The 19,097-nt window shown below is 50.5% G+C and carries 16 protein-coding genes, 6 tRNA genes and 1 other RNA gene; 13 read left to right on the top strand and 10 right to left on the bottom strand.

The genetic code is table 11. The features are described 5' to 3' along the window. Window positions 1–27: 27 nt before the first annotated feature. Both ACMV8I_RS19800 and ACMV8I_RS19795 read right to left on the bottom strand, forming a co-directional pair. A tRNA-Ala gene (locus ACMV8I_RS19800) sits at window positions 28–103 on the bottom strand. An 83-nt stretch (window positions 104–186) separates the two neighbouring features. After that, a tRNA-Ala gene (locus ACMV8I_RS19795) sits at window positions 187–262 on the bottom strand. A 353-nt stretch (window positions 263–615) separates the two neighbouring features. Here ACMV8I_RS19795 and ACMV8I_RS19790 point away from each other — a divergent pair. Next, on the top strand, window positions 616–1,407 hold the full coding sequence (locus tag ACMV8I_RS19790) for a formate/nitrite transporter family protein (protein ID WP_498866899.1): 792 nt from the start codon (window positions 616–618) through the stop codon (window positions 1,405–1,407). Between the two features lie 93 nt (window positions 1,408–1,500). On the opposite strand, the gene gltX is transcribed toward ACMV8I_RS19790, so the two are convergent. Then, on the bottom strand, window positions 1,501–2,916 hold the full coding sequence (gene gltX, locus ACMV8I_RS19785; RefSeq protein ID WP_498866898.1) for a glutamate--tRNA ligase: 1,416 nt from the start codon (window positions 2,914–2,916) through the stop codon (window positions 1,501–1,503). Window positions 2,917–3,192: 276 nt separating this feature from the next. Between gltX and ACMV8I_RS19780 the strand changes: the two genes are divergently transcribed. From ACMV8I_RS19780 to ACMV8I_RS19760, 5 genes are all read left to right on the top strand, one after another. After that, window positions 3,193–3,268 (top strand) — tRNA-Val (locus tag ACMV8I_RS19780). 47 nt (window positions 3,269–3,315) lie between these two features. Next, window positions 3,316–3,391, top strand: a tRNA-Val gene (locus ACMV8I_RS19775). Window positions 3,392–3,433: 42 nt separating this feature from the next. Beyond that, window positions 3,434–3,509, top strand: a tRNA-Val gene (locus ACMV8I_RS19770). A 7-nt stretch (window positions 3,510–3,516) separates the two neighbouring features. Beyond that, window positions 3,517–3,592 (top strand) — tRNA-Lys (locus tag ACMV8I_RS19765). 44 nt (window positions 3,593–3,636) lie between these two features. Continuing rightward, window positions 3,637–3,756: non-coding RNA, RtT sRNA (locus ACMV8I_RS19760), on the top strand. Window positions 3,757–3,828: 72 nt separating this feature from the next. On the opposite strand, the gene eutC is transcribed toward ACMV8I_RS19760, so the two are convergent. Together eutC and ACMV8I_RS19750 are read right to left on the bottom strand one after the other, a co-directional pair. Then, complete coding sequence (gene eutC, locus ACMV8I_RS19755) at window positions 3,829–4,638, bottom strand: ethanolamine ammonia-lyase subunit EutC (RefSeq protein WP_498866897.1); 810 nt, start codon at window positions 4,636–4,638, stop codon at window positions 3,829–3,831. Continuing rightward, entirely contained in the window at window positions 4,635–6,014 is a 1,380-nt protein-coding gene (locus ACMV8I_RS19750; protein WP_498866896.1) for an ethanolamine ammonia-lyase subunit EutB, read from the bottom strand. Before ACMV8I_RS19750 ends, eutC begins: the two co-directional genes overlap by 4 nt. A gap of 185 nt (window positions 6,015–6,199) precedes the next feature. Here ACMV8I_RS19750 and ACMV8I_RS19745 point away from each other — a divergent pair, with 185 nt between their 5' ends. Together ACMV8I_RS19745 and ACMV8I_RS19740 are read left to right on the top strand one after the other, a co-directional pair. Then, on the top strand, window positions 6,200–6,754 hold the full coding sequence (locus ACMV8I_RS19745; protein ID WP_498866895.1) for a nucleotidyltransferase family protein: 555 nt from the start codon (window positions 6,200–6,202) through the stop codon (window positions 6,752–6,754). Between the two features lie 95 nt (window positions 6,755–6,849). Next, complete coding sequence (locus ACMV8I_RS19740; protein WP_498866894.1) at window positions 6,850–7,185, top strand: FlxA-like family protein; 336 nt, start codon at window positions 6,850–6,852, stop codon at window positions 7,183–7,185. Between the two features lie 24 nt (window positions 7,186–7,209). Here the strand turns inward: ACMV8I_RS19740 and ACMV8I_RS19735 are convergent, their stop codons facing one another. Then, window positions 7,210–8,130 carry a LysR family transcriptional regulator gene (locus ACMV8I_RS19735; protein WP_498866893.1) on the bottom strand — a complete coding sequence of 307 codons (921 nt, stop codon included), beginning with the start codon at window positions 8,128–8,130 and terminating at the stop codon, window positions 7,210–7,212. A gap of 108 nt (window positions 8,131–8,238) precedes the next feature. On the opposite strand from ACMV8I_RS19735, the gene ACMV8I_RS19730 reads away from it, so the two are divergent. Beyond that, on the top strand, window positions 8,239–9,255 hold the full coding sequence (locus tag ACMV8I_RS19730; protein ID WP_498866892.1) for a bile acid:sodium symporter family protein: 1,017 nt from the start codon (window positions 8,239–8,241) through the stop codon (window positions 9,253–9,255). 35 nt (window positions 9,256–9,290) lie between these two features. On the opposite strand, the gene ACMV8I_RS19725 is transcribed toward ACMV8I_RS19730, so the two are convergent. From ACMV8I_RS19725 to zipA, 3 genes are all read right to left on the bottom strand, one after another. Then, window positions 9,291–9,533: a DUF3820 family protein gene (locus ACMV8I_RS19725; protein WP_463735624.1), complete on the bottom strand. Its 243-nt coding sequence runs from the start codon at window positions 9,531–9,533 to the stop codon at window positions 9,291–9,293. Window positions 9,534–9,538: 5 nt separating this feature from the next. Further along, the gene (gene ligA / locus ACMV8I_RS19720; protein WP_498866891.1) at window positions 9,539–11,560 is read right to left on the bottom strand and encodes an NAD-dependent DNA ligase LigA; all 2,022 of its coding nucleotides are present in this window, start codon (window positions 11,558–11,560) and stop codon (window positions 9,539–9,541) included. A gap of 81 nt (window positions 11,561–11,641) precedes the next feature. Further along, window positions 11,642–12,598 carry a cell division protein ZipA gene (zipA, locus tag ACMV8I_RS19715; RefSeq protein WP_498866890.1) on the bottom strand — a complete coding sequence of 319 codons (957 nt, stop codon included), beginning with the start codon at window positions 12,596–12,598 and terminating at the stop codon, window positions 11,642–11,644. Window positions 12,599–12,822: 224 nt separating this feature from the next. Between zipA and cysZ the strand changes: the two genes are divergently transcribed. Continuing rightward, on the top strand, window positions 12,823–13,611 hold the full coding sequence (gene cysZ / locus ACMV8I_RS19710; RefSeq protein WP_498866889.1) for a sulfate transporter CysZ: 789 nt from the start codon (window positions 12,823–12,825) through the stop codon (window positions 13,609–13,611). A 278-nt stretch (window positions 13,612–13,889) separates the two neighbouring features. Here cysZ and ACMV8I_RS19705 read toward each other — a convergent pair whose 3' ends face one another. Then, complete coding sequence (locus ACMV8I_RS19705) at window positions 13,890–14,387, bottom strand: type 1 glutamine amidotransferase family protein (protein WP_498866888.1); 498 nt, start codon at window positions 14,385–14,387, stop codon at window positions 13,890–13,892. Between the two features lie 738 nt (window positions 14,388–15,125). On the opposite strand from ACMV8I_RS19705, the gene ACMV8I_RS19700 reads away from it, so the two are divergent. The 3 genes from ACMV8I_RS19700 to ACMV8I_RS19690 all read left to right on the top strand — a co-directional run bounded on the left by ACMV8I_RS19700 (window position 15,126) and on the right by ACMV8I_RS19690 (window position 19,088). Further along, on the top strand, window positions 15,126–15,674 hold the full coding sequence (locus ACMV8I_RS19700; RefSeq protein ID WP_498866887.1) for a fimbrial protein: 549 nt from the start codon (window positions 15,126–15,128) through the stop codon (window positions 15,672–15,674). A 104-nt stretch (window positions 15,675–15,778) separates the two neighbouring features. Continuing rightward, window positions 15,779–16,504 carry a fimbria/pilus periplasmic chaperone gene (locus tag ACMV8I_RS19695; protein WP_498866886.1) on the top strand — a complete coding sequence of 242 codons (726 nt, stop codon included), beginning with the start codon at window positions 15,779–15,781 and terminating at the stop codon, window positions 16,502–16,504. Then, window positions 16,482–19,088 (top strand): fimbrial outer membrane usher protein, encoded by a 2,607-nt coding sequence (locus ACMV8I_RS19690; protein ID WP_498866885.1) that lies wholly within the window; start codon window positions 16,482–16,484, stop codon window positions 19,086–19,088. Before ACMV8I_RS19695 ends, ACMV8I_RS19690 begins: the two co-directional genes overlap by 23 nt. Window positions 19,089–19,097: the final 9 nt, after the last annotated feature.

Below are 19,097 nucleotides of genomic sequence, written 5' to 3'. Positions count from 1 at the left end.
CCGGCCAGAGGCCGGTTCTTTAAATTTTGGTGGAGATAAGCGGGATCGAACCGCTGACCTCTTGCATGCCATGCAAGCGCTCTCCCAGCTGAGCTATACCCCCACACGAGGTTATTCATGTTTTTAACGTCTTCTGCCTGTTCTTAGTGATAAGAATAAGCGACCAATTTGCCCTGAGAAGGAAATTGGTGGAGCTAAGCGGGATCGAACCGCTGACCTCTTGCATGCCATGCAAGCGCTCTCCCAGCTGAGCTATAGCCCCGTTCCAGACCCGTTAAAAACGAGTGAACGGGGCGCATAATATGAAACCGCGCCTACCCTGTCAACGGCTAAATCTGTTTATACCACCAAGCGATGAAAAAGCCGCCAACCCGGCCACGGTATTGAGTATTATCTTCAGCATACCGCCAATTTGTAGCCAAATGCGTCGTGTTTCAATAGTTCATCCGATGCGTTTTTCTGCCAGCCTGATGATCTTATTACTCATTTTATTAACACATGTGATTTATTGGTTAATGAAGTGTTAGCGGGCTATGAAAACTGGCTTGTTTTAGGTTAATTCAGCGTCTAGACTGCTGGCGCAATAATTATATCCATCTACTTTCGAGCAATCCCATGTCCTTGTATTCACCTAAAGAAATCGCATCAATCGCTGTAACGGCCGGAGTTAATAAAAGCCGGGCAACGGTATTAAATTTGTTAATTTTAGGATTCCTGGCGGGCGCATTCATCGCCATCGGTTTCCTGTTGGATCTGCACGTAATAGGCACTCTGCCTGCATCCTGGGGTTCATTCAGTAACCTTTTGGGCGCAGCAGTCTTCCCGGTGGGGATCATTTTGACGGTGCTGGCAGGAGGAGAACTGCTAACCGGAAATATGATGACATTACCCATCGCCTGGTTCGCACGTCAGATAAGCCTCTACTCAGTGATGCGTAACTGGTTCTGGGTCACGCTGGCAAACCTTATCGGCAGTCTGGCCGTGGCTTATTTCTTCGGCCACGTTCTCGGCCTGACAGAAGGCGCGTTTCTGGCGAAAACAGTGGCAACAGCGACGGCGAAGGTCAACGCTGACTTCACGCAGGCATTCATTTCCGGCATCGGCTGCAACTGGCTGGTCTGTCTGGCTATCTGGCTGGCATTCGCCAGTAAAGACGTCGGCGGAAAAGTGATCGGTATGTGGTTCCCGGTTATGGCCTTCGTGGCTATCGGTTTCCAGCACGTAGTGGCAAACATGTTTATCATTCCGGCAGCGATTTTTGCCGGTGCAATGAGCTGGTCACAATACTTCCCGAACTTCGTCGCCGTGTTCCTCGGCAATGCGGTCGGTGGTGCGGGCTTTGTTGGTTTGATGTACTTCCTGGCTTACCGCCCGGGAGCTGCTGCAACGGAAGAACAGCGCTCTTAATCTGTTTTCTACGCATTAAAAAAGCCAGCTAGGGAGAATATTCAACCCGGCTGGCTTTTTCTTTTCTTGGTATTCTACCGCTTGCTTAACCTATTATTGTTGCGCTTCGCGCTCGGCAATAAAGGCTAAAGCCTGATCAATACGCGCCAGGGTACGGCTCTGACCAATTGCATGAACGGTAACATCCATCCCTGGTGACTGGCCAGCACCAGTCACGGCTACACGCAGTGGCATACCGACTTTCCCCATACCTACACCCATCTCATCTGCAGTGCCTTGAATCGCATTGTGGACATTCTCCGCAGTCCAGTTCGTGATGGCAGCCAGTTTCGCTTTAACAGCTTCAAGAGGCTGGCGGGCAACCGGTCGTAGATGCTTCTTGGCGGCATCAGCATCAAACTCGCTGAAGTCTTCATAGAAGTAGCGGCAGGACTCGGCCATTTCTTTCAGCGTTTTGCAGCGCTCACCCAGCAGGGTAACGATTTCAAATAACTGCGGGCCATTGCGGGTTTCGATGCCCAGTTGCTCAACGTGCCACAGCAGATGGGTCGCCACATATTGCGGATCCATGGTGTTGATGTAGTGATGGTTTAGCCATTGCAGTTTTTCAGTGTTGAACGCACTGGCTGATTTGCTGACATTATCCAATGAGAACAGCGCTTTCATTTCATCGATGCTGAAGATTTCCTGATCACCATGTGACCAGCCCAGACGCACCAGATAGTTCAGCAGTGCTTCCGGCAGATAGCCATCATCACGATATTGCATCACACCGACTGCACCGTGGCGTTTAGACAGCTTTTTGCCATCATCACCAAGAATCATCGACACATGCGCGTAAACCGGCACCGGTGCTCCCAGCGCTTTTAGAATGTTGATCTGACGCGGAGTGTTGTTGATATGATCTTCACCACGGATCACGTGGGTGATTTCCATATCCCAGTCGTCTACCACCACGCAGAAATTGTAGGTCGGTGAGCCATCGGTGCGGCGGATGATCAGGTCATCAAGTTCGTCATTGCTAAATTCGATTGGGCCACGGATCTGGTCGTCAAAGATGACAGACCCGTCCTGCGGATTGCCAAAGCGCACGACGCAAGGTTCGTCAGCACTGTGATGTTCATGGCTGTGGCGGCAGCGACCGTCGTAACGAGGCTTCTCGTTGTTGGCCATTTGCTCTTCACGCAGGGCTTCAAGACGCTCTTTGGAGCAGTAGCACTTATAGGCCGTACCGTTTTCCAGCATCTGGTCAATAACACCGTTATAGCGGTCAAAACGTTTGGTCTGGAAATAAGGGCCTTCATCCCAGTTCAGATTCAACCAGTTCATGCCGTCCATAATCGCGTCAATAGCTTCCTGCGTGGAGCGCTCGAGATCGGTGTCTTCAATACGCAACACAAATTCGCCACCGAGGTTACGGGCGAAAAGCCAGGAGTAAAGCGCGGTACGAGCGCCACCGACGTGCAGATAGCCGGTCGGGCTTGGAGCAAAACGGGTTTTGATTTTCATCTGGGTCACAGCCTTACTTATTTATAGTGTTTATAGGCAACGCATGAATTGTTGCTATCAATTAACAAAAGTGGCTGACATTCTACCACTCTAGCCTGAATCCTCAACGCCGATAGGCAGCACACGAAGACCATTCAGGGAACCAATGCGTAAAGAATCAACTACGCGGGTGAGAAATCGGGCAGCTTGTCTAATTTTGCGCCGAACAGTCATTTTTGTTTTTAAAAATCGTTGACGTAAGTTTAAGTATCCCTATAATGCGACTCCATCACGACGGGGCGATTAGCTCAGTTGGTAGAGCATCTCCTTTACACGGAGGGGGTCGGCGGTTCGAACCCGTCATCGCCCACCACTCTTTTAGAGTGAACGCGTTGTGATAAGTAAGAAGAAATGAGAATTGGGCGATTAGCTCAGTTGGTAGAGCATCTCCTTTACACGGAGGGGGTCGGCGGTTCGAACCCGTCATCGCCCACCAATTCTCAGTAATTTTCTCTTACGTTGTGGAGTACCCAGAAGTGGGCGATTAGCTCAGTTGGTAGAGCATCTCCTTTACACGGAGGGGGTCGGCGGTTCGAACCCGTCATCGCCCACCACTTCTGCGGGCCGTTAGCTCAGTTGGTAGAGCAGTTGACTTTTAATCAATTGGTCGCTGGTTCGAATCCAGCACGGCCCACCAATTCAGAAAAAAGCGCCTTTGGGCGCTTTTTTCGTTTCTGCACTCCGGGAGTTCATCCGTGATGGAGGCGAACGCGCAGCCTGGTTCGAGCCGAGCGAAGCGAGACGACAACGCGCACGCGTTGCCCGCAGGGTGAGGCCGAATCAATCCAGCACGGCCCACCACTCTTCATTGAAGGGAAGTAGAAAAAAGCGCCTTTGGGCGCTTTTTTCGTTTCTGTATTTATGCGGTTTTATTTAACTCAATGTGAAACGTGGCGTGATTTTGTTATGCAACGCAGGGTTATCACTCTCATCTTTTAAATTCACGCCTGATAACTGGCGTACAAAAGCCTGCTCCAGCAGCCAGGCGAGTTTGAATGCCGCCTGCGGATAGTCCAGACCTTCAGGCCGCACGTTGGAAATGCAATTGCGCTCTGACTCCAGTCTCTTCGTATGTGGCCCCCAGGTCATGTAAATGCCTAGACTATCGGGGGATGATAAACCCGGACGTTCACCAATGAGCATCGCCACCGCTTTGGCCTGCATTAGCTGAGCTATATCATCGCCTAACGCAACTCGGGATTGATGTGCCAGCACCACAGGTCCGACGCGTAGACCAAGTTGTTGCAAATAAGGCAGCAGTGCGCAAATCAATGGCACCGCCTGACGGTGTACGGCTTTCGACGACAGTCCGTCAGCCACCACCAACACTATATCTGCCGGTTTAGTCGGCTGTTGACTCAACATTTCCCGACTTTCTGCCGAAAGCTTTCGACCCAAATCCGGGCGACATAAATAGGTAGTGCGATCCGCGGCAGCGCTGGCGACGGTTAGTGTACCAAGCCCCAGTTCGTGCAGCGATGGTTCCAATTGCTGGCTATCAAAAGGTAGATGGACCGCATCTCTGGCCTGGGCATGCGCCAGACTGAATTTCAGCAGTTCCGCCGTTGGCAGGCTGGAACCCGTTCGTCCCAGCGCAATCCTCGCGGCGGTGAACTGACGCAGCGCCTCCCAGGGATTTTGGTGGACCAGCGGTGTAAGCCCTTTGTCAGTCTCCTCAGTCATATCACCGACCTCAGTTGTAATAACGGATGCGACGCGCGGGTATCCAGCAATTGTCCATGCGAATCAAGGATATTCATTTTCTCCAGCCACAGGGCAAATTCCGGTGCATGTTTCAGCCCCAGGAGTTCACGGATATATAACGCATCATGAAACGAGGTGCTTTGGTAGTTGAGCATAATGTCATCAGCGCCCGGCACGCCAATCAGGAAGGTCAATCCGGCGGTGCCCAACAGGGTCAGCAACGTATCCATGTCATCCTGATCGGCTTCGGCGTGATTGGTGTAACAGACATCACAGCCGATCGGTAAGCCGAGCAGTTTGCCGCAAAAGTGATCTTCCAGCCCGGCGCGAATGATCTGTTTGCCATCGTAAAGATATTCCGGCCCGATAAATCCCACCACGGTGTTGATGAGTAACGGTGAAAAACGCCGTGCGATAGCGTAAGCACGTGCCTCGCAAGTCTGCTGGTCTACGCCAAAATGCGCATTGGCAGACAGACAACTGCCCTGCCCGGTTTCGAAATACATCACGTTATTCCCCAGCGTACCGCGATTGAGGCTCAGCGCAGCCTGCTGGGCCTCCTCAAGTAAGGCCAGGTTGATACCAAATCCGCTATTGGCTGCTTCGCTTCCGGCAATTGACTGGAAAACCAGGTCAACCGGTGCCCCGCGCTCCACCAGTTTGATGGTGTTCGTCACATGGGTTAACACGCAGGACTGCGTCGGGATCTCGAACCGCGAGATGATGTCGTCGAGCATATAGTTAAGATTTTCCAGCAGCGGCAGGCTGTCACTGGCTGGATTAATGCCAATCACCGCATCACCGGAGCCATACAGCAACCCGTCGAGCATACTTGCCGCAATACCCTGCAAATTATCAGTCGGATGATTGGGTTGCAGCCGCACGCTCATGTGCCCTGGCAATCCGATGGTATTGCGGAAGCGGGTGATCACGCGGCATTTTTTCGCCACCAGAATCAGATCCTGATTGCGCATTAGCTTACTCACGGCAGCCGCCATTTCCGGAGTGATCCCCGGAGCAACACGTGTCAACATGGCGCTGTCAGTTTTTTCACTCAGTAACCAGTCACGAAAATCCCCCACGGTAAGATGTGAAATCAAAGCAAAGGCCTGGGCATCGTGAGTGTCGATTATCAGGCGGGTGACTTCATCGTCCTCATAGGGAATGAGTAACTGTTGCAGAAAAGTCTTCAGCGGCAGTTCGGCCAGCGCCATCTTGGCTGCCATGCGCTCTTCAACGCTGTTGGCTGCCACTTCCGCCAGGTAGTCCCCGGAACGCGCCGGTGACGCTTTCGCCATCAAATCCTTCAAATCGCGAAACTGATAGCTGCGGTGGCTCAATGTTGTTTGATACATAACGCTCCTCAGGCTGGCGGGTTCTGAATATCGAAAAAACAGCGAACAAAAAGCAGTCAGTCCGCAGCAATAATAATCACGTTAGCCGCGCGGAGTACAGATCTGTGCAAAGGTACCTCGCAGAGTCTCTGAATTGTCATCCGGCTGATCTACACTGTGTAGCATTACACAGCGGGAAATAACGGATGAACGAACAGCAACGTCGACACACGATTATTAGCTGGATAGAAGAGGATCCCATGCACATGCTGGCGCTGAGAACCGCGCAGCAACTGGCATTGAACGACTGGTGTCTGGCGGCGGGATTTGTGCGCAATCTGGTGTGGGATCGCCTGCACGGTTTTGCTGATGTCACGCCACTCAACGATATAGACGTGATCTATTTTGATCAGCAAGATGTCTCTGTCGCAACCGAGAAGCACCTCGAACAACGCCTTAGCGCCCTCGCCCGGCTCCCCTGGTCGGTCAAAAATCAGGCCCGGATGCATATGATGCATGACCATCCGCCCTATTTATCCAGCAGCGATGCCATGAGTTACTGGGTGGAAACGGAAACCGTGATTGGTGCGACGCTCAGCCAGGACGGCAGAGTGGAACTGGTGGCACCGCTGAGTACCGTTGAATTGTTTGAATTCAGTATCACGCCTAACCCGCGCCATGGCTGCCCGGAAGTGATGCTGGAGAGAGCAGAAAGCAAAGGCTGGCTAATCCGCTGGCCCCGGCTGCAACTGAAAATATAAAGATTGCGAACCGGCATTAATGTTCCGCCTTTGCCTGCCGATAACTGTTATGCACAATGACGTGCAGAGCAGATTAACCCTAAGTGAGGCAGCAAATGAGCACTATCAGCGTAACGAGTGGTAGCTCGGCGAGTACAGCGTCATCCAGCGGTGGCGGGCAAATTGCTCAGTTAACCAAACAGATCCAGAAACTGACTCAACAGATAAAAACGTTGAGCCAGGGCGGTGGCGATTCTGATGCGGTTAAAAAGCAAGTAGATTCTATTCAGACGCAAATTGAGATGCTGCAGGCGCAAATCCAGCAGATTCAGCAGCAACAGGCGCAAAAAGCTGAGCAGAAAGCCGAACAGGCTCAGTTAGCGGCCAGCGCTGCTGATGATAAAAGCATCAGCAAGTCAGCCTCTTCCAACCAGGTTGATATTTATGTCTGATCTGCCCTGCAAACAGAAACGGCGTTAAAACACGCCTTGCAGGCTGCGCTTTTGCGTGAGGTGCGCCGCCTGCTGCTTCACTACCTGCCAGATAGCCTGCGCCGCCGGTGAAAGTGAACGATTTTTACGCCGAATCAACATCAGTGCACGGTTGATCTCAGGCGCAAGATGACGCACCACCAGCTGACTGCCCTGCGGTAATGGCAGCGCCAGCGCTGGGATCACGCTGATGCCGATACCTGCGTCCACCATTGGAAACAGCGTCGCTGGATGGCCGATTTCCTGCGCGATATCGGCCTGTACTCCCTGCTGCACCAGCGCATTGTCGATCAGCATCCGGCTGCCTGAGGCATAATCCTGAAGCACCAACGGGCAGCCACTAAGCTGGGTCCAGTTCACCGATGTTTGTCTGGCGAAAGCATGGTCCTCACGGCACAGCAGCAGAAAAGGTTCGTGTAAAATAGTCTCACACTCAAGATCAGCGCTCATACCAGGGTCAATCACAATGCCAAAATCCACCTCACCATTACGCACGCTGTTGAGCACCAACCTCTGAGCCTGGTCACGCAACAATATGCGGATGTCGGGATACTCCAGCTCTCCGCTGGCGATGCACTGAGGCATCAACTGAGCAGAAATGGTCTGGCTGGAGGCAATGCGCACGCGCCCATTGTGCTGAGTGCCGAAACTTCGCGTGTCGAGAAGCATTGCATGCAATTCATCCAGCAGCGGTTCCACGCGGCTTGCCAGCCGCCGCCCGGCATCCGTCAGCATAACTTCACGCGTAGTGCGATCAAGTAAGCGCACACTCATCTCGCTCTCCAGCTCCTTTATGCTGTGGCTAATCGCCGACTGGCTGAGACCAATGACGTCCCCTGCCCGGCTAAAACTCTGGTAATGGGCCACTGCCACAAAAACGCGAAGCTGCTTAAGTGAATAATTCATGAATTTATTTCATCATTGTATTAAATAAATTAATTTTCTAATTCTATATCAACCGTCCAGAATAGCTGCATTGGTTTATGTCGATCCTTATCTTTGCTGAGAAATACTATGCGATTCATGCCCGATCGTTTCACCCTGACACTGATTGCCACCGTCCTGCTGGCGACATTTTTCCCCGCCAGCGGCGTGTTCGTCGCTTTCTTCAACAACCTGACCATCATTGCTATCGGTCTGCTTTTCTTCATGCACGGTGCCAAGCTGTCACGTGAGGCCATTTTTGCCGGCAGCAATAACTGGCGGCTGCATTTATGGGTCATGTTCAGCACCTTTATCTTGTTCCCCGTGCTGGGATTACTGTTCCAGTGGTGGCACCCGATTGATGTCAGCCCGCAAATTTACAGCGGCTTTGTTTATCTGTGCATTTTGCCCGCCACCGTACAGTCGGCGATCGCCTTTACTTCTCTCGCAGGCGGTAACGTCGCAGCGGCAGTATGCAGCGCATCAGCATCGAGTCTGCTGGGTATTTTTGTTTCACCATTGCTGGTTAGCCTGTTGATGAACGTGCAGGGTGCTACCGGCGATAGCCTGCAGCAAATATTGCATATTGTGCTGCAACTGCTGGTGCCTTTCGTGGCCGGCCATCTGCTACGTCCGCTAATTGGTGGCTTTGTTGAACGTCATCGCAAGATGATCGGCAAAACCGATCAAACGTCGATTTTACTGGTGGTCTATTCGGCGTTTAGCGAGGCTGTTACGCAAGGAATATGGCATCAGATAGGGTTGGGGTCACTGCTGTTTATCTTGGTCGTCAGCCTGGTGCTGCTGACGTTTATTCTGGTGATCAACACCTATATGGCTCGCTGGATGGGATTCAGTAAGCCCGATGAAATCACCATCGTGTTCTGCGGTTCCAAGAAAAGCCTGGCCAATGGTATCCCGATGGCCAATATTCTGTTCCCGGTCAGCGCCATCGGCATGATGGTTCTGCCACTGATGATTTTCCACCAGGTTCAATTAATGACCTGTGCCGTACTGGCGAAGCGTTACAAAAATAAGCAGGAAGCTAACATGGCTGAACTGGAGAAAGGTATGCAGCAAAAATCCGCTGACCATCGAGTGCTGTAAGGAGGGGAAAGGCGCTGCTGCCAGCGCCTTTTAAGTTACTCGTCAGTCCCGGAAAGGCCCGGGCCACTGCGGCGCAGCGGGTTAATCAGACTCTGCAGACCTTCACTTTTGATCGCCAGTGTAAGCTGCATCAGTTCGCCTAATTTTCCTGCCGGAAATTCGTCTTTGCGGGCGAACCACAGCAGGTATTCCTCAGGTAAATCAATCAATACACGCCCGGCATACTTGCCGAAGGGCATTTTCATGTTAGCAATTTCAATCAGGTCTTCTTTTTCCATGGTATTCATTCACCCAGCAGACGGATCATTTCCGCTTCGTCGATCACTTCAATCCCCAATTCCTGTGCTTTAATCAGTTTGGAACCCGCCGCTTCACCGGCAATTACCAGATCGGTTTTTTTCGACACGCTGCCGGAAACTTTCGCCCCCAGCGCAGTCAGACGATCTTTGGCTTCATCACGTGAAAGCACCGTTAGTGACCCGGTCAGCACCACGGTTTTACCGGAGAACGGGCTGTCAATCTCTTCAGGAACGATAACCTGTACTTCAGGCCAGTGAATGTTGATTTCTGGGCTGAGCAGCTCATCAATTACTTGCTGGTTATGCTCTTCGGACAGGAAATTCACTACATGTTTAGCAACAACATCTCCCACTTCAGGCACGGATTTCAGCGACTCAACGTTCGCTGCGCGCAGTGCGTCAATTGAGCCGTAATGAGCAGCCAGATTCGCAGCCGTAGCCTCGCCAACTTCGCGGATCCCGAGGGCATAGAGGAAACGAGCCAGCGTAGTTTCTTTGGCTTTTTCCAAAGCTAAAACAACATTCTGTGCAGACTTCGGCCCCATGCGATCAAGCCCGGTGAGCTTTCCTGCGGTCAGACGGAACAGATCAGCTGGGTTTTTGACGTACTCTTTTTCCACCAACTGGTCGATAATTTTATCGCCCATGCCATCCACGTCTAGCGCACGGCGGGAGACGAAATGTTTAAGCGCTTCTTTGCGCTGCGCACCGCAAATCAGCCCACCGGTACAACGGGCCACGGCCTCGCCTTCAACGCGTTCGACATCAGAGTTACAGACCGGACAATGGGTTGGGAACACCACTTCACGCGCATTTTCAGGGCGCTCAGCCAGCACGACACCCACCACTTGCGGAATGACATCGCCGGCGCGACGAATGATCACCGTGTCGCCAATCCGCAGTCCCAGCCGGTCGATTTCATCGGCGTTATGCAGCGTCGCATTGCTGACCATCACACCGGCAACCAGTACCGGCTCCAGACGGGCGACGGGCGTAATCGCACCGGTGCGCCCCACCTGGAATTCTACGTCTTTGACCCGCGTTATCTGTTCCTGCGCCGGAAATTTAAAGGCGGTTGCCCAGCGCGGTGCCCGGGCGACAAACCCTAAGGTTTCCTGGATATCCAGCGAATCAATTTTGACCACCACACCGTCAATATCAAAACCGAGCGTCGGTCGCTCTTCTTCCACCTGACGGTAGAATGACAGCACTTCATCGCTGCCAGTACATACGCGCACACGCTCACTGACCGGCAAGCCCCAGGCTTTTAGTTGCTGCAAACGATCAACGTGGCTGCGGGGTAATTCACCGCCCTCCAGTATGCCAACACCGTAGCAGAAGAAGGTCAGCGGACGTTTAGCCGTAATACGCGGATCAAGCTGACGCAGTGAGCCGGCGGCGGCGTTACGCGGGTTAGCAAAGACTTTGCCGCCGGTGCGGCGCGCTTCTTCGTTCATCGCTTCAAAGCCCGACTGCGGCATAAACACTTCGCCACGCACTTCGAGCCTTGCCGGAATATGCTCGCCATTCAGGCGCAGCGGTATCGCACGGATGGTGCGTACGTTGGCGGTAATGTTCTCGCCTGTCGTGCCGTCGCCGCGCGTGGCGGCCTGAATCAACTCACCATGTTCATATAGCAAGCTAACGGCCAACCCGTCGAGTTTTAGTTCACAACAAAATGTCAGCGGCTCGGTAGTTTTCAGACGATCCTGAACTCGCTTATAAAATGCCAGATAGCTTTCATCGTCGAACACGTTATCCAGCGACAACATGGGTACCTGATGTTTTACCTGCTGGAAAGCCGAGATAGGTGCAGCCCCAACGCGTTGAGTCGGTGAGTCTGCGGTGACAAGTTCGGGGTTTGCGGTTTCCAGTTCGCGCAGTTCACGCATCAGCCGGTCATATTCCGCGTCAGGCACTTCGGGGGTATCCAACACATGGTACTGATATTCATGATGGCGCAATTGGGTGCGCAATTGATTGATTTGATTTTCGATTGTGGCCATGACTCACCATGAAGATAAAAAACCCCCGGCAAGCGGGGGTCATTGGGAAGGAGATAACAACGGGATACTTACTGCCTGTGGTCAGGCCGTAGCGTCAAGAACCTCACGGATCCTTGCTTTGTAAGTTTCCAGTTTTTGTGGCGTGATCATCCGGCGCTCATCATCAAGCACCATCCCACCCACATCGTCAGCAATACGCTGCGCAGACTGTAATAACAGCTTGAAGTTCTGATGCGCGTCGCCGTAGCAAGGCACCATCAGAAACAGCGTAATACCTGGCGTTGAGAAGTCAGTCATGGTCTCAGGGTCGAAAGAACCAGGCTTAACCATGTTAGCCAAACTGAACAGAACCGGACCACTTCCAGCCGGGCTGACATGACGATGGAAAATGTTCATGGCACCGAACTGGAAACCAGCCTGAAGCACGCTGTTAAGCAGCACTTCACCGCCTATCACGCCACCTTGATGGGCAGAAACATGCAATACCAGAACCGTTTCTTTCAGTTTCTCTTTTACTACTGGCTGATCTTCAGCCGGTGCAAAAGGCGCATCGTTATGAGGCTCAGCTTTTGCGGCAGGTGCTTTATCCGCATGAATTTCAGCAGGAGGAACCGGTGTAGTACGCTTCTCATCATGTTGATGAGAAAAATCGACCACGGGTTCACGTCGCGGAGCATCAGCCGGATCAGCAGCAGAATAACCACTCAGCAAAGGATCATCCTGTACAGAAGTTGACTGCTTAACAGGCTGACGCTGAGGTTGTGGCTGGGCCCGCACTGGAGCGGGCTGCTCAGGTTCGTCATATTGGCCGAGCGACGGTTCATCCTGCGGATAAGCAGGGCGTACACGCACTTCACCGACCCCGTCAACGAAATCGTCGGCAGGAGATTGCTCTCGTTCTTTTTTCACACGTTTAGCTGGACGATCGCGAAAAAGCGAAGAGCGTTCTTTACGGCTGGTCCACAAACCGTGCAACAACAACGCTATTATGGCGATCGCGCCAACAACGATTAATATCAGACGCAAATCCTGCATCATTGCTATCTCTAGGTTGTTCTAATCTATTGCCAACACGGCAAACATTCGCATTCCTAACTCTATTTGCCTGAGTTGATAAGTGCAAGTCTCGACTCTACTTTCTGCCAATAAACATGATTGAGGCAACTCTTTTGCTGCTTTTTCAGCCAATCATCGGCTAGTCAGTGTTAAATCATACCGATATGATAGCTCACAGATTTTAACTTAGAGAGAAAATTTCATTTATGGCATCTTCGCAACGCGCTCATCGGGTCAATGGTGTCCACTATTTCAGCCGCGGCTGGTCACTGATCTCCCTCCCTGGTATCCGACGTTTTGTCGTTTTACCGCTGCTGGTCAATATTATCTTAATGGGTGGCGCATTCTGGTGGTTGTTCGCGAAGCTGGGTGAGTGGATCCCGGCAATGATGAGTAAAATACCGGCCTGGTTGGGCTGGCTCGATTACTTACTGTGGCCCATTGCCGTGCTATCCGTGTTATTGGTATTCAGCTATTTATTTAGCACCATCGCCAACATCATCGCTGCGCCTTTTAGCGGCCTGCTCGCCGAGCAGCTCGAGGCTAAGCTGACAGGGAAAACGCTGCCCGATAGCAGTATCTTGGGCATCATGAAGGATCTGCCCCGTATCATGAAACGTGAGTGGCAGAAACTGGCCTATTACCTGCCCCGCGCCATTGTGCTACTGGTATTGTTCTTCATACCCGGCATTGGGCAGACTGTGGCTCCGGTTTTATGGTTCCTGTTCAGTGCCTGGATGTTGTCGATTCAATACTGTGACTATCCATTTGATAACCATAAGGTGAATTTCCTCGACATGCGGCGTTCGCTGGGGCGGCACAAGGTTGATAACTTACAGTTTGGTGCTCTGGTCAGCCTATTCACCATGGTTCCGGTGCTCAATCTGGTTATTCTCCCGGTCGCGGTCTGTGGAGCGACGGCAATGTGGGTTGACCGCTACCGCACGCTTCACGTGGTCGACGATAAAGACATTGCAATCAGCCGCCGTTCATAATGTATTTCCCCAGTCGGTCCTCGAGCCGGTTTTTTTTGTCCGGCCAAAATGCTATTAATCAAACAGAGTACTAATTGTATAGCTTACTAATGAATTGCATTCTAGCTACCTGGCTACAATGGCGGCGTATGACCTCATACACCAAAGCAATACTGATGTTTTTTTCGCCCGCTGTCAGCGGGCTTTTTTTTGCCTGTATTGTGCCACCAGACCTGTAAACCAAAATCGGACCTTCAGATTAAATACCTGCTCGCTAGGTGCTGGATGACCGTTTTTTTTCAGCATTTTTTTGCGGCATAAAGCAGTTTTCGATGCATTTCATTCAAGCCTTCTTTGGCCAGTATAAAGCTGCCCGTGCCGATACCGATAATGGGTACGCCGACCTGATGAGCCCGTAAAATGTAGCGGCGATCAGCAGTATCCACTCCGCCAAAGCTGGTTAAATTGCCGCCAACAACCGCGATGTAGTCAAACAAATCAGGAGAATGATGAGGAGTATCGGGCGTCACACTGATCCCCACGCTACTGATGATGGGATTACCAGGTTGTGCGCTGATTATACTGAGCAGGAAATGCTTTTTCTTATTTTTATTCTCAGCACCCGCCGCATAGCGAAGAGCGCCCATCAAGCCGGATAATGCGAGCAACGGAAAATCATGCCACAGCATAACTCCGATGTGTAATTTATCCTCTGTTGAACGAACTGAATCAGCGGCAAAAGACGCGATGAGAGGCTTTAACCTGAGGGCTGTGGGATTTTTAATAAGCGCTTCCATCAAATACTCCTTTTATCCCGTGGAACCCATGGTTGAACGCAGAAATACAGCGGGTGAATTCACAGTTAAAGAACTTATCGATGAAAAACCCGCATAAAAATACACTATTATGGTGTCTGTTGATAAATGATAATCATCATCCATTTTATCCTGCATGTCTTCACTCTTATTTTCACGTTAACAATTATTACCCCCACACTTAAGCAACACGCATTATTTATCTTTTGTTGTGTCAGGTAAATTACACTTTGAATCATAACTGGAAATACAATGACGGACAGGTTTTGTAAATCCGCTACTTCACAATACGTTATCACGGCAAAGAACCCAACATCATTTATACATAAAAATGACAAAGCGCCCTTTAATTTAACCGACAAACCATTATGAATTATTGTGAAGTTGCACCACCCACTTATCCATTCATATACCTTCATAAAAATAGCAAGCCAGTTCAAATTTATTAAGACTACGTCACTACACAAACTTACAAACTATATCTATTATTTGCTGGTAAATTATTACAAGGAAAAAACCCGGTAATGATTAACAAGGATTTCTGATGCATTGACAGTGAACTTCTATCTATTCTCACCTCTTACGATAGCACGGAGGTGAGTTAGAGACCGAACTCTCAACCGCATCAGAATAAAAGGATATGCAGTGCGATGGCGAAAATTAAAATGCAGCGCTGCATCGATAAATGATTACTCAATCTATTTATAGGGAATTTCAGTCATGAAAAAAATGACATTGTTATCTGTTTCTATCGCATCTATTCTGTTTGCCTCTCAGGCGTTTGCAGCCTCTAATAATACTGTAACGTTCCAAGGTGAAGTGACCAGCGAAACCTGTAGTGTGACCATCAATGGTAACAGCGCTAAGCCAATTGTTCTGCTGCCAACGGTAAAAGCCTCAGCACTGGCTACAGCAGGCTCTGTTGCAGGTCAGACAACCTTCGATGTCGGCGTGAGCGGCTGTACCGGCAGCACCACCGTTCCCACACCGGTATCATCCGTGTTCGTTGGTAACAACATCACTACCGAAGGTAACCTTGGCAATCTGGCAGCAACAGATGCTGCGACAAATGTCGATATCCAGATCCTGGATACCGCTTCTAAAGCGATCGACTTCAACGCTAGAGCATTCAATGGTGCCGGTGACCTGACTGTGGCCGCTAAAGAAAGTGCTGCTACTGCAACCTACACAGCACAATACTATGCGACAGCCGCAGCAAAAGCCGGCGCAGTTGAGTCCACTATGCAATACGCAGTGTCCTACAACTAATTTAGTTATTACAGGGAAGCGTCATCCCTCTGGATATTTATTCAGAGGGACTTTTGCCAAGGATGGCATCTTATTTAATTTATAGAACACTCAAGGGATCGATTATGTTCCGTTCAATATGGCGTAATATTTTCTTATTAATATTGTTTTTTGGTATTTGTCAGTCTGCGCTTGCAAGTGTAGTCATGACGGGTTCAAGAATAATTTATTCATCTGATGCAAAGTCAGTAGATGTGCAACTAAGAAATAACGATGAAATCCCTTATGTTGTACAGGCATGGTTTGACAGCGGTGATGACAAGTCGACACCGGTAACAGGAAAGGCGCCTTTTGTTGTCACACCACCGACCTTCAGAATAGCGCAAAAAGATGGTCAGGTATTACGAATTTTCTATACCGGAGCTTCTACATTACCACAGGATCGCGAATCCATTTTTTACTTTAACTTCCTGCAAATTCCGCCAAGGAACATCGGTGGTGATAAAGGAAATCAAATGGTCGTGATGCTAAAAAACAGACTCAAAGTATTTTACCGACCATCGACGCTGAAAGCGAATAACAAAAAAATATTTGATTACCTGACGTTCAGTAATATTTCATCGAAAAAAATCCGCATCACTAATACATCGCCTTATTACATATCACTGGTCAAAATCATAGTGAACGGCGAAGGGGCGAAAGAGAAAACCGTAATGATTTCACCTTTCGGCTATGAGGATGTGGCACTGAGTGCAAAGAAAATAACAGGACATAATGCTCAGGGAATAGAAATAGGGCTGGTTAACGACTATGGAGCGGTGATAACCCATGATTACACAATACAAAAATAATACCTCAGCTAAAAATAAAAACGTGTATTTTCGTTTAGCTCTACTTACGCTAGTCATTAAATCATCTTTATTATCACAACAAGCATTTGCCGCAGACTATCAATTTGATAGCCATCTGCTGGCGGGTTCTGAATTTTCTGAAAGCATCGATCTGAATAAATTTAACGAAACACAAATCGCGATCCCTGAAGGAAAGCAAATCCTGGATATCAGCCTTAACGGCTCAAAAATCAAAAGTCAGGTTGCGGTTAGCTTTCTTAAGATTAATGCAACAGATAAAAGTGCTCAGCCTTGCCTGGATGCTGAACTGATCACCCTATTACAGTTGAAATCAGTGAAAAAAGGATCGGACAATCAGCAATGCCAATATTTAAGTCAGATCATCGCCCAGCAGGGAAGCTGGAACGTTAAAGAATCGACGTTAACGCTGGAGTTTTTTATTCCGCAAATTCTGCTTAACCGTACGTCACGCGATTATATTCCGATCTCAGAATGGAGCGCAGGGATGCCACTGGTATTCCTGCGACATAACACCAGCTTTACACGCAATATGGTGCGTAACTCGCACTACAACTATACGTGGAGCATGGTGAATGCTGGCGCAAATATGGGCATGTGGCAATTACGCCATCAGGCAAATGCACGTTATATGCAAAGCAGCACCGCCGGGAGTTCTTATAAATGGAACACAGTGCGAACGTGGCTGCAACGCCCTTTGCCGACCATCTCCAGCGAACTGATGCTGGGCGATTCTTATACCGACAGCTCGATGTTTGGCTCCCTGCCGTTTAACGGTGTGAAACTTGCCACCGATCAGCGCATGTGGCCACAGAGCAGGCGAGGTTATGCGCCGCAGGTACGCGGCGTGGCGACGACCAACGCCCGAGTGATGATCCGCCAGCAGGGAAATGTGATTTATGAAACACAGGTGCCGCCCGGCCCGTTCCTGATCGACGATCTTAACAACACCCGCAGCCAGGGGGATTTGCAAGTTCAGATCATTGAAGCCGATGGCAAATCATCCTTCTTCACCGTGCCTTACGCTGCGGTGCCGAGCTCAATGCGTCCGGGAAATCTGAGCTATCAGTTCGCGGCCGGTAAAGTCAGAAATTATTATTCCGTACAGAATGCCTTCACCGAGGGTGTTCTGCAGTACGGCCTGAATAACAGCATTACTGCCAACAGTGGCGCACGCTTCGCGAATAATTATCAGGCATTGTTGGCAGGCGGCGTTTGGGCATCAGAGTTGGGTGCACTTTCTCTGAACACCACCTGGTCACATGCGACGGTAGAAAACGGTGTAACCAGAAACGGCTGGCGTGCTGAAGCATCCTACAGCAAAACCTTCCCGACCAATACCAATCTGGTGCTGGCAGCCTATCGCTATTCCACTTCTGGCTACCGTGATTTACAGGATGTGCTGGGGGTACGCCGTCAGTCAAATGGTGGCTCTGAATACTATTCCGATACGCTTCAGCAGCGGAACCGCTTTACCGCGACCGTCAGCCAAAATATGAAAGAGTACGGCACCCTGACACTGAGCGGCAGCAGTGCGGATTACTACAACAACCGTTCACGTATCACTGAGCTGCAATTTTCCTACAACAATATGTGGAAGAAAATCAGTTACAACCTCAATGTTGGCAGGCAGCGTTCAACGTGGAGCACGCAAAATATTTACAGCGTAAGTGACTCCGATTACGACGCCAACCGCTACCAGAAATACACCGAGAACGTGGTGTCTATTGGCCTATCCATTCCACTCGACTGGCGTGATTCCCGTTCCACTGTGTCATTCGACACCTCCAGGGACAAAAACTCGACGTCGGCGATAACCACCCTCTCCGGTTCGGCAGGCAAAGAGAGCGATTTCACTTATTCACTTTACAGCAGCTACAACAAGTACAGAGAAGCGGGAGAAGGTAAAAGTCATGACACGTCGTGGGGTACCAATGTGCAGGAGCGTACCCGCTTGGGGACTTTCCGCGCTTCATATGCTCACAGTAATGACTATAACCAGATTGGTCTGGGTACCTCAGGCACACTGGCCCTGCACTCCGGCGGCGTGACCTATGGACCGTACGCCAGCGATACCTTTGCCGTTGTTGAGGCAAAAGGTGCCAGCGGTGCACGTATCAATAACGCACAAGGCGCACGAGTTGATGCCTTCGGCTACGCGATCGTACCGTCGCTTACCCCTTATCGCTACAACACCATCAGCATTGACGGCAACTCCATGGCCCAGGACGTGGAACTGGAAGGCGGAAATGTGCGCGTCGTCCCGGTACTGGGTGCAGTGCCCAAAATTGCATTCAAAACCCTGGGCGGTTCCCCAGCCCTGATCACAGCGATAATGTCAAATGGTGCGCCGGTACCTATGGGTGCGGATGTCAAAGACAGTCATGGCAACAGTGTCGGGATGGCGGGTCAGGGCGGGCAGGTTTATGCACGACTTCCTGATGCCTCCGGCACCTTATTTGTTAGTTGGGGAAATAGCAAAAATTGCCGTATTAATTACCAGTTGCCGACTAAGAAAACCGAAGGAAATAACTTCGTCCATTTAAACGGGACCTGCAACCAGTGAGAATAGCGT

Source organism: Ewingella sp. S1.OA.A_B6 (assembly GCF_049889095.1).
Taxonomy (GTDB): Bacteria; Pseudomonadota; Gammaproteobacteria; order Enterobacterales; family Enterobacteriaceae; genus Ewingella.
The sequence above is the reverse complement of the archived record's forward strand: the minus strand, read 5'-3'. Positions and strand labels throughout refer to the sequence as shown.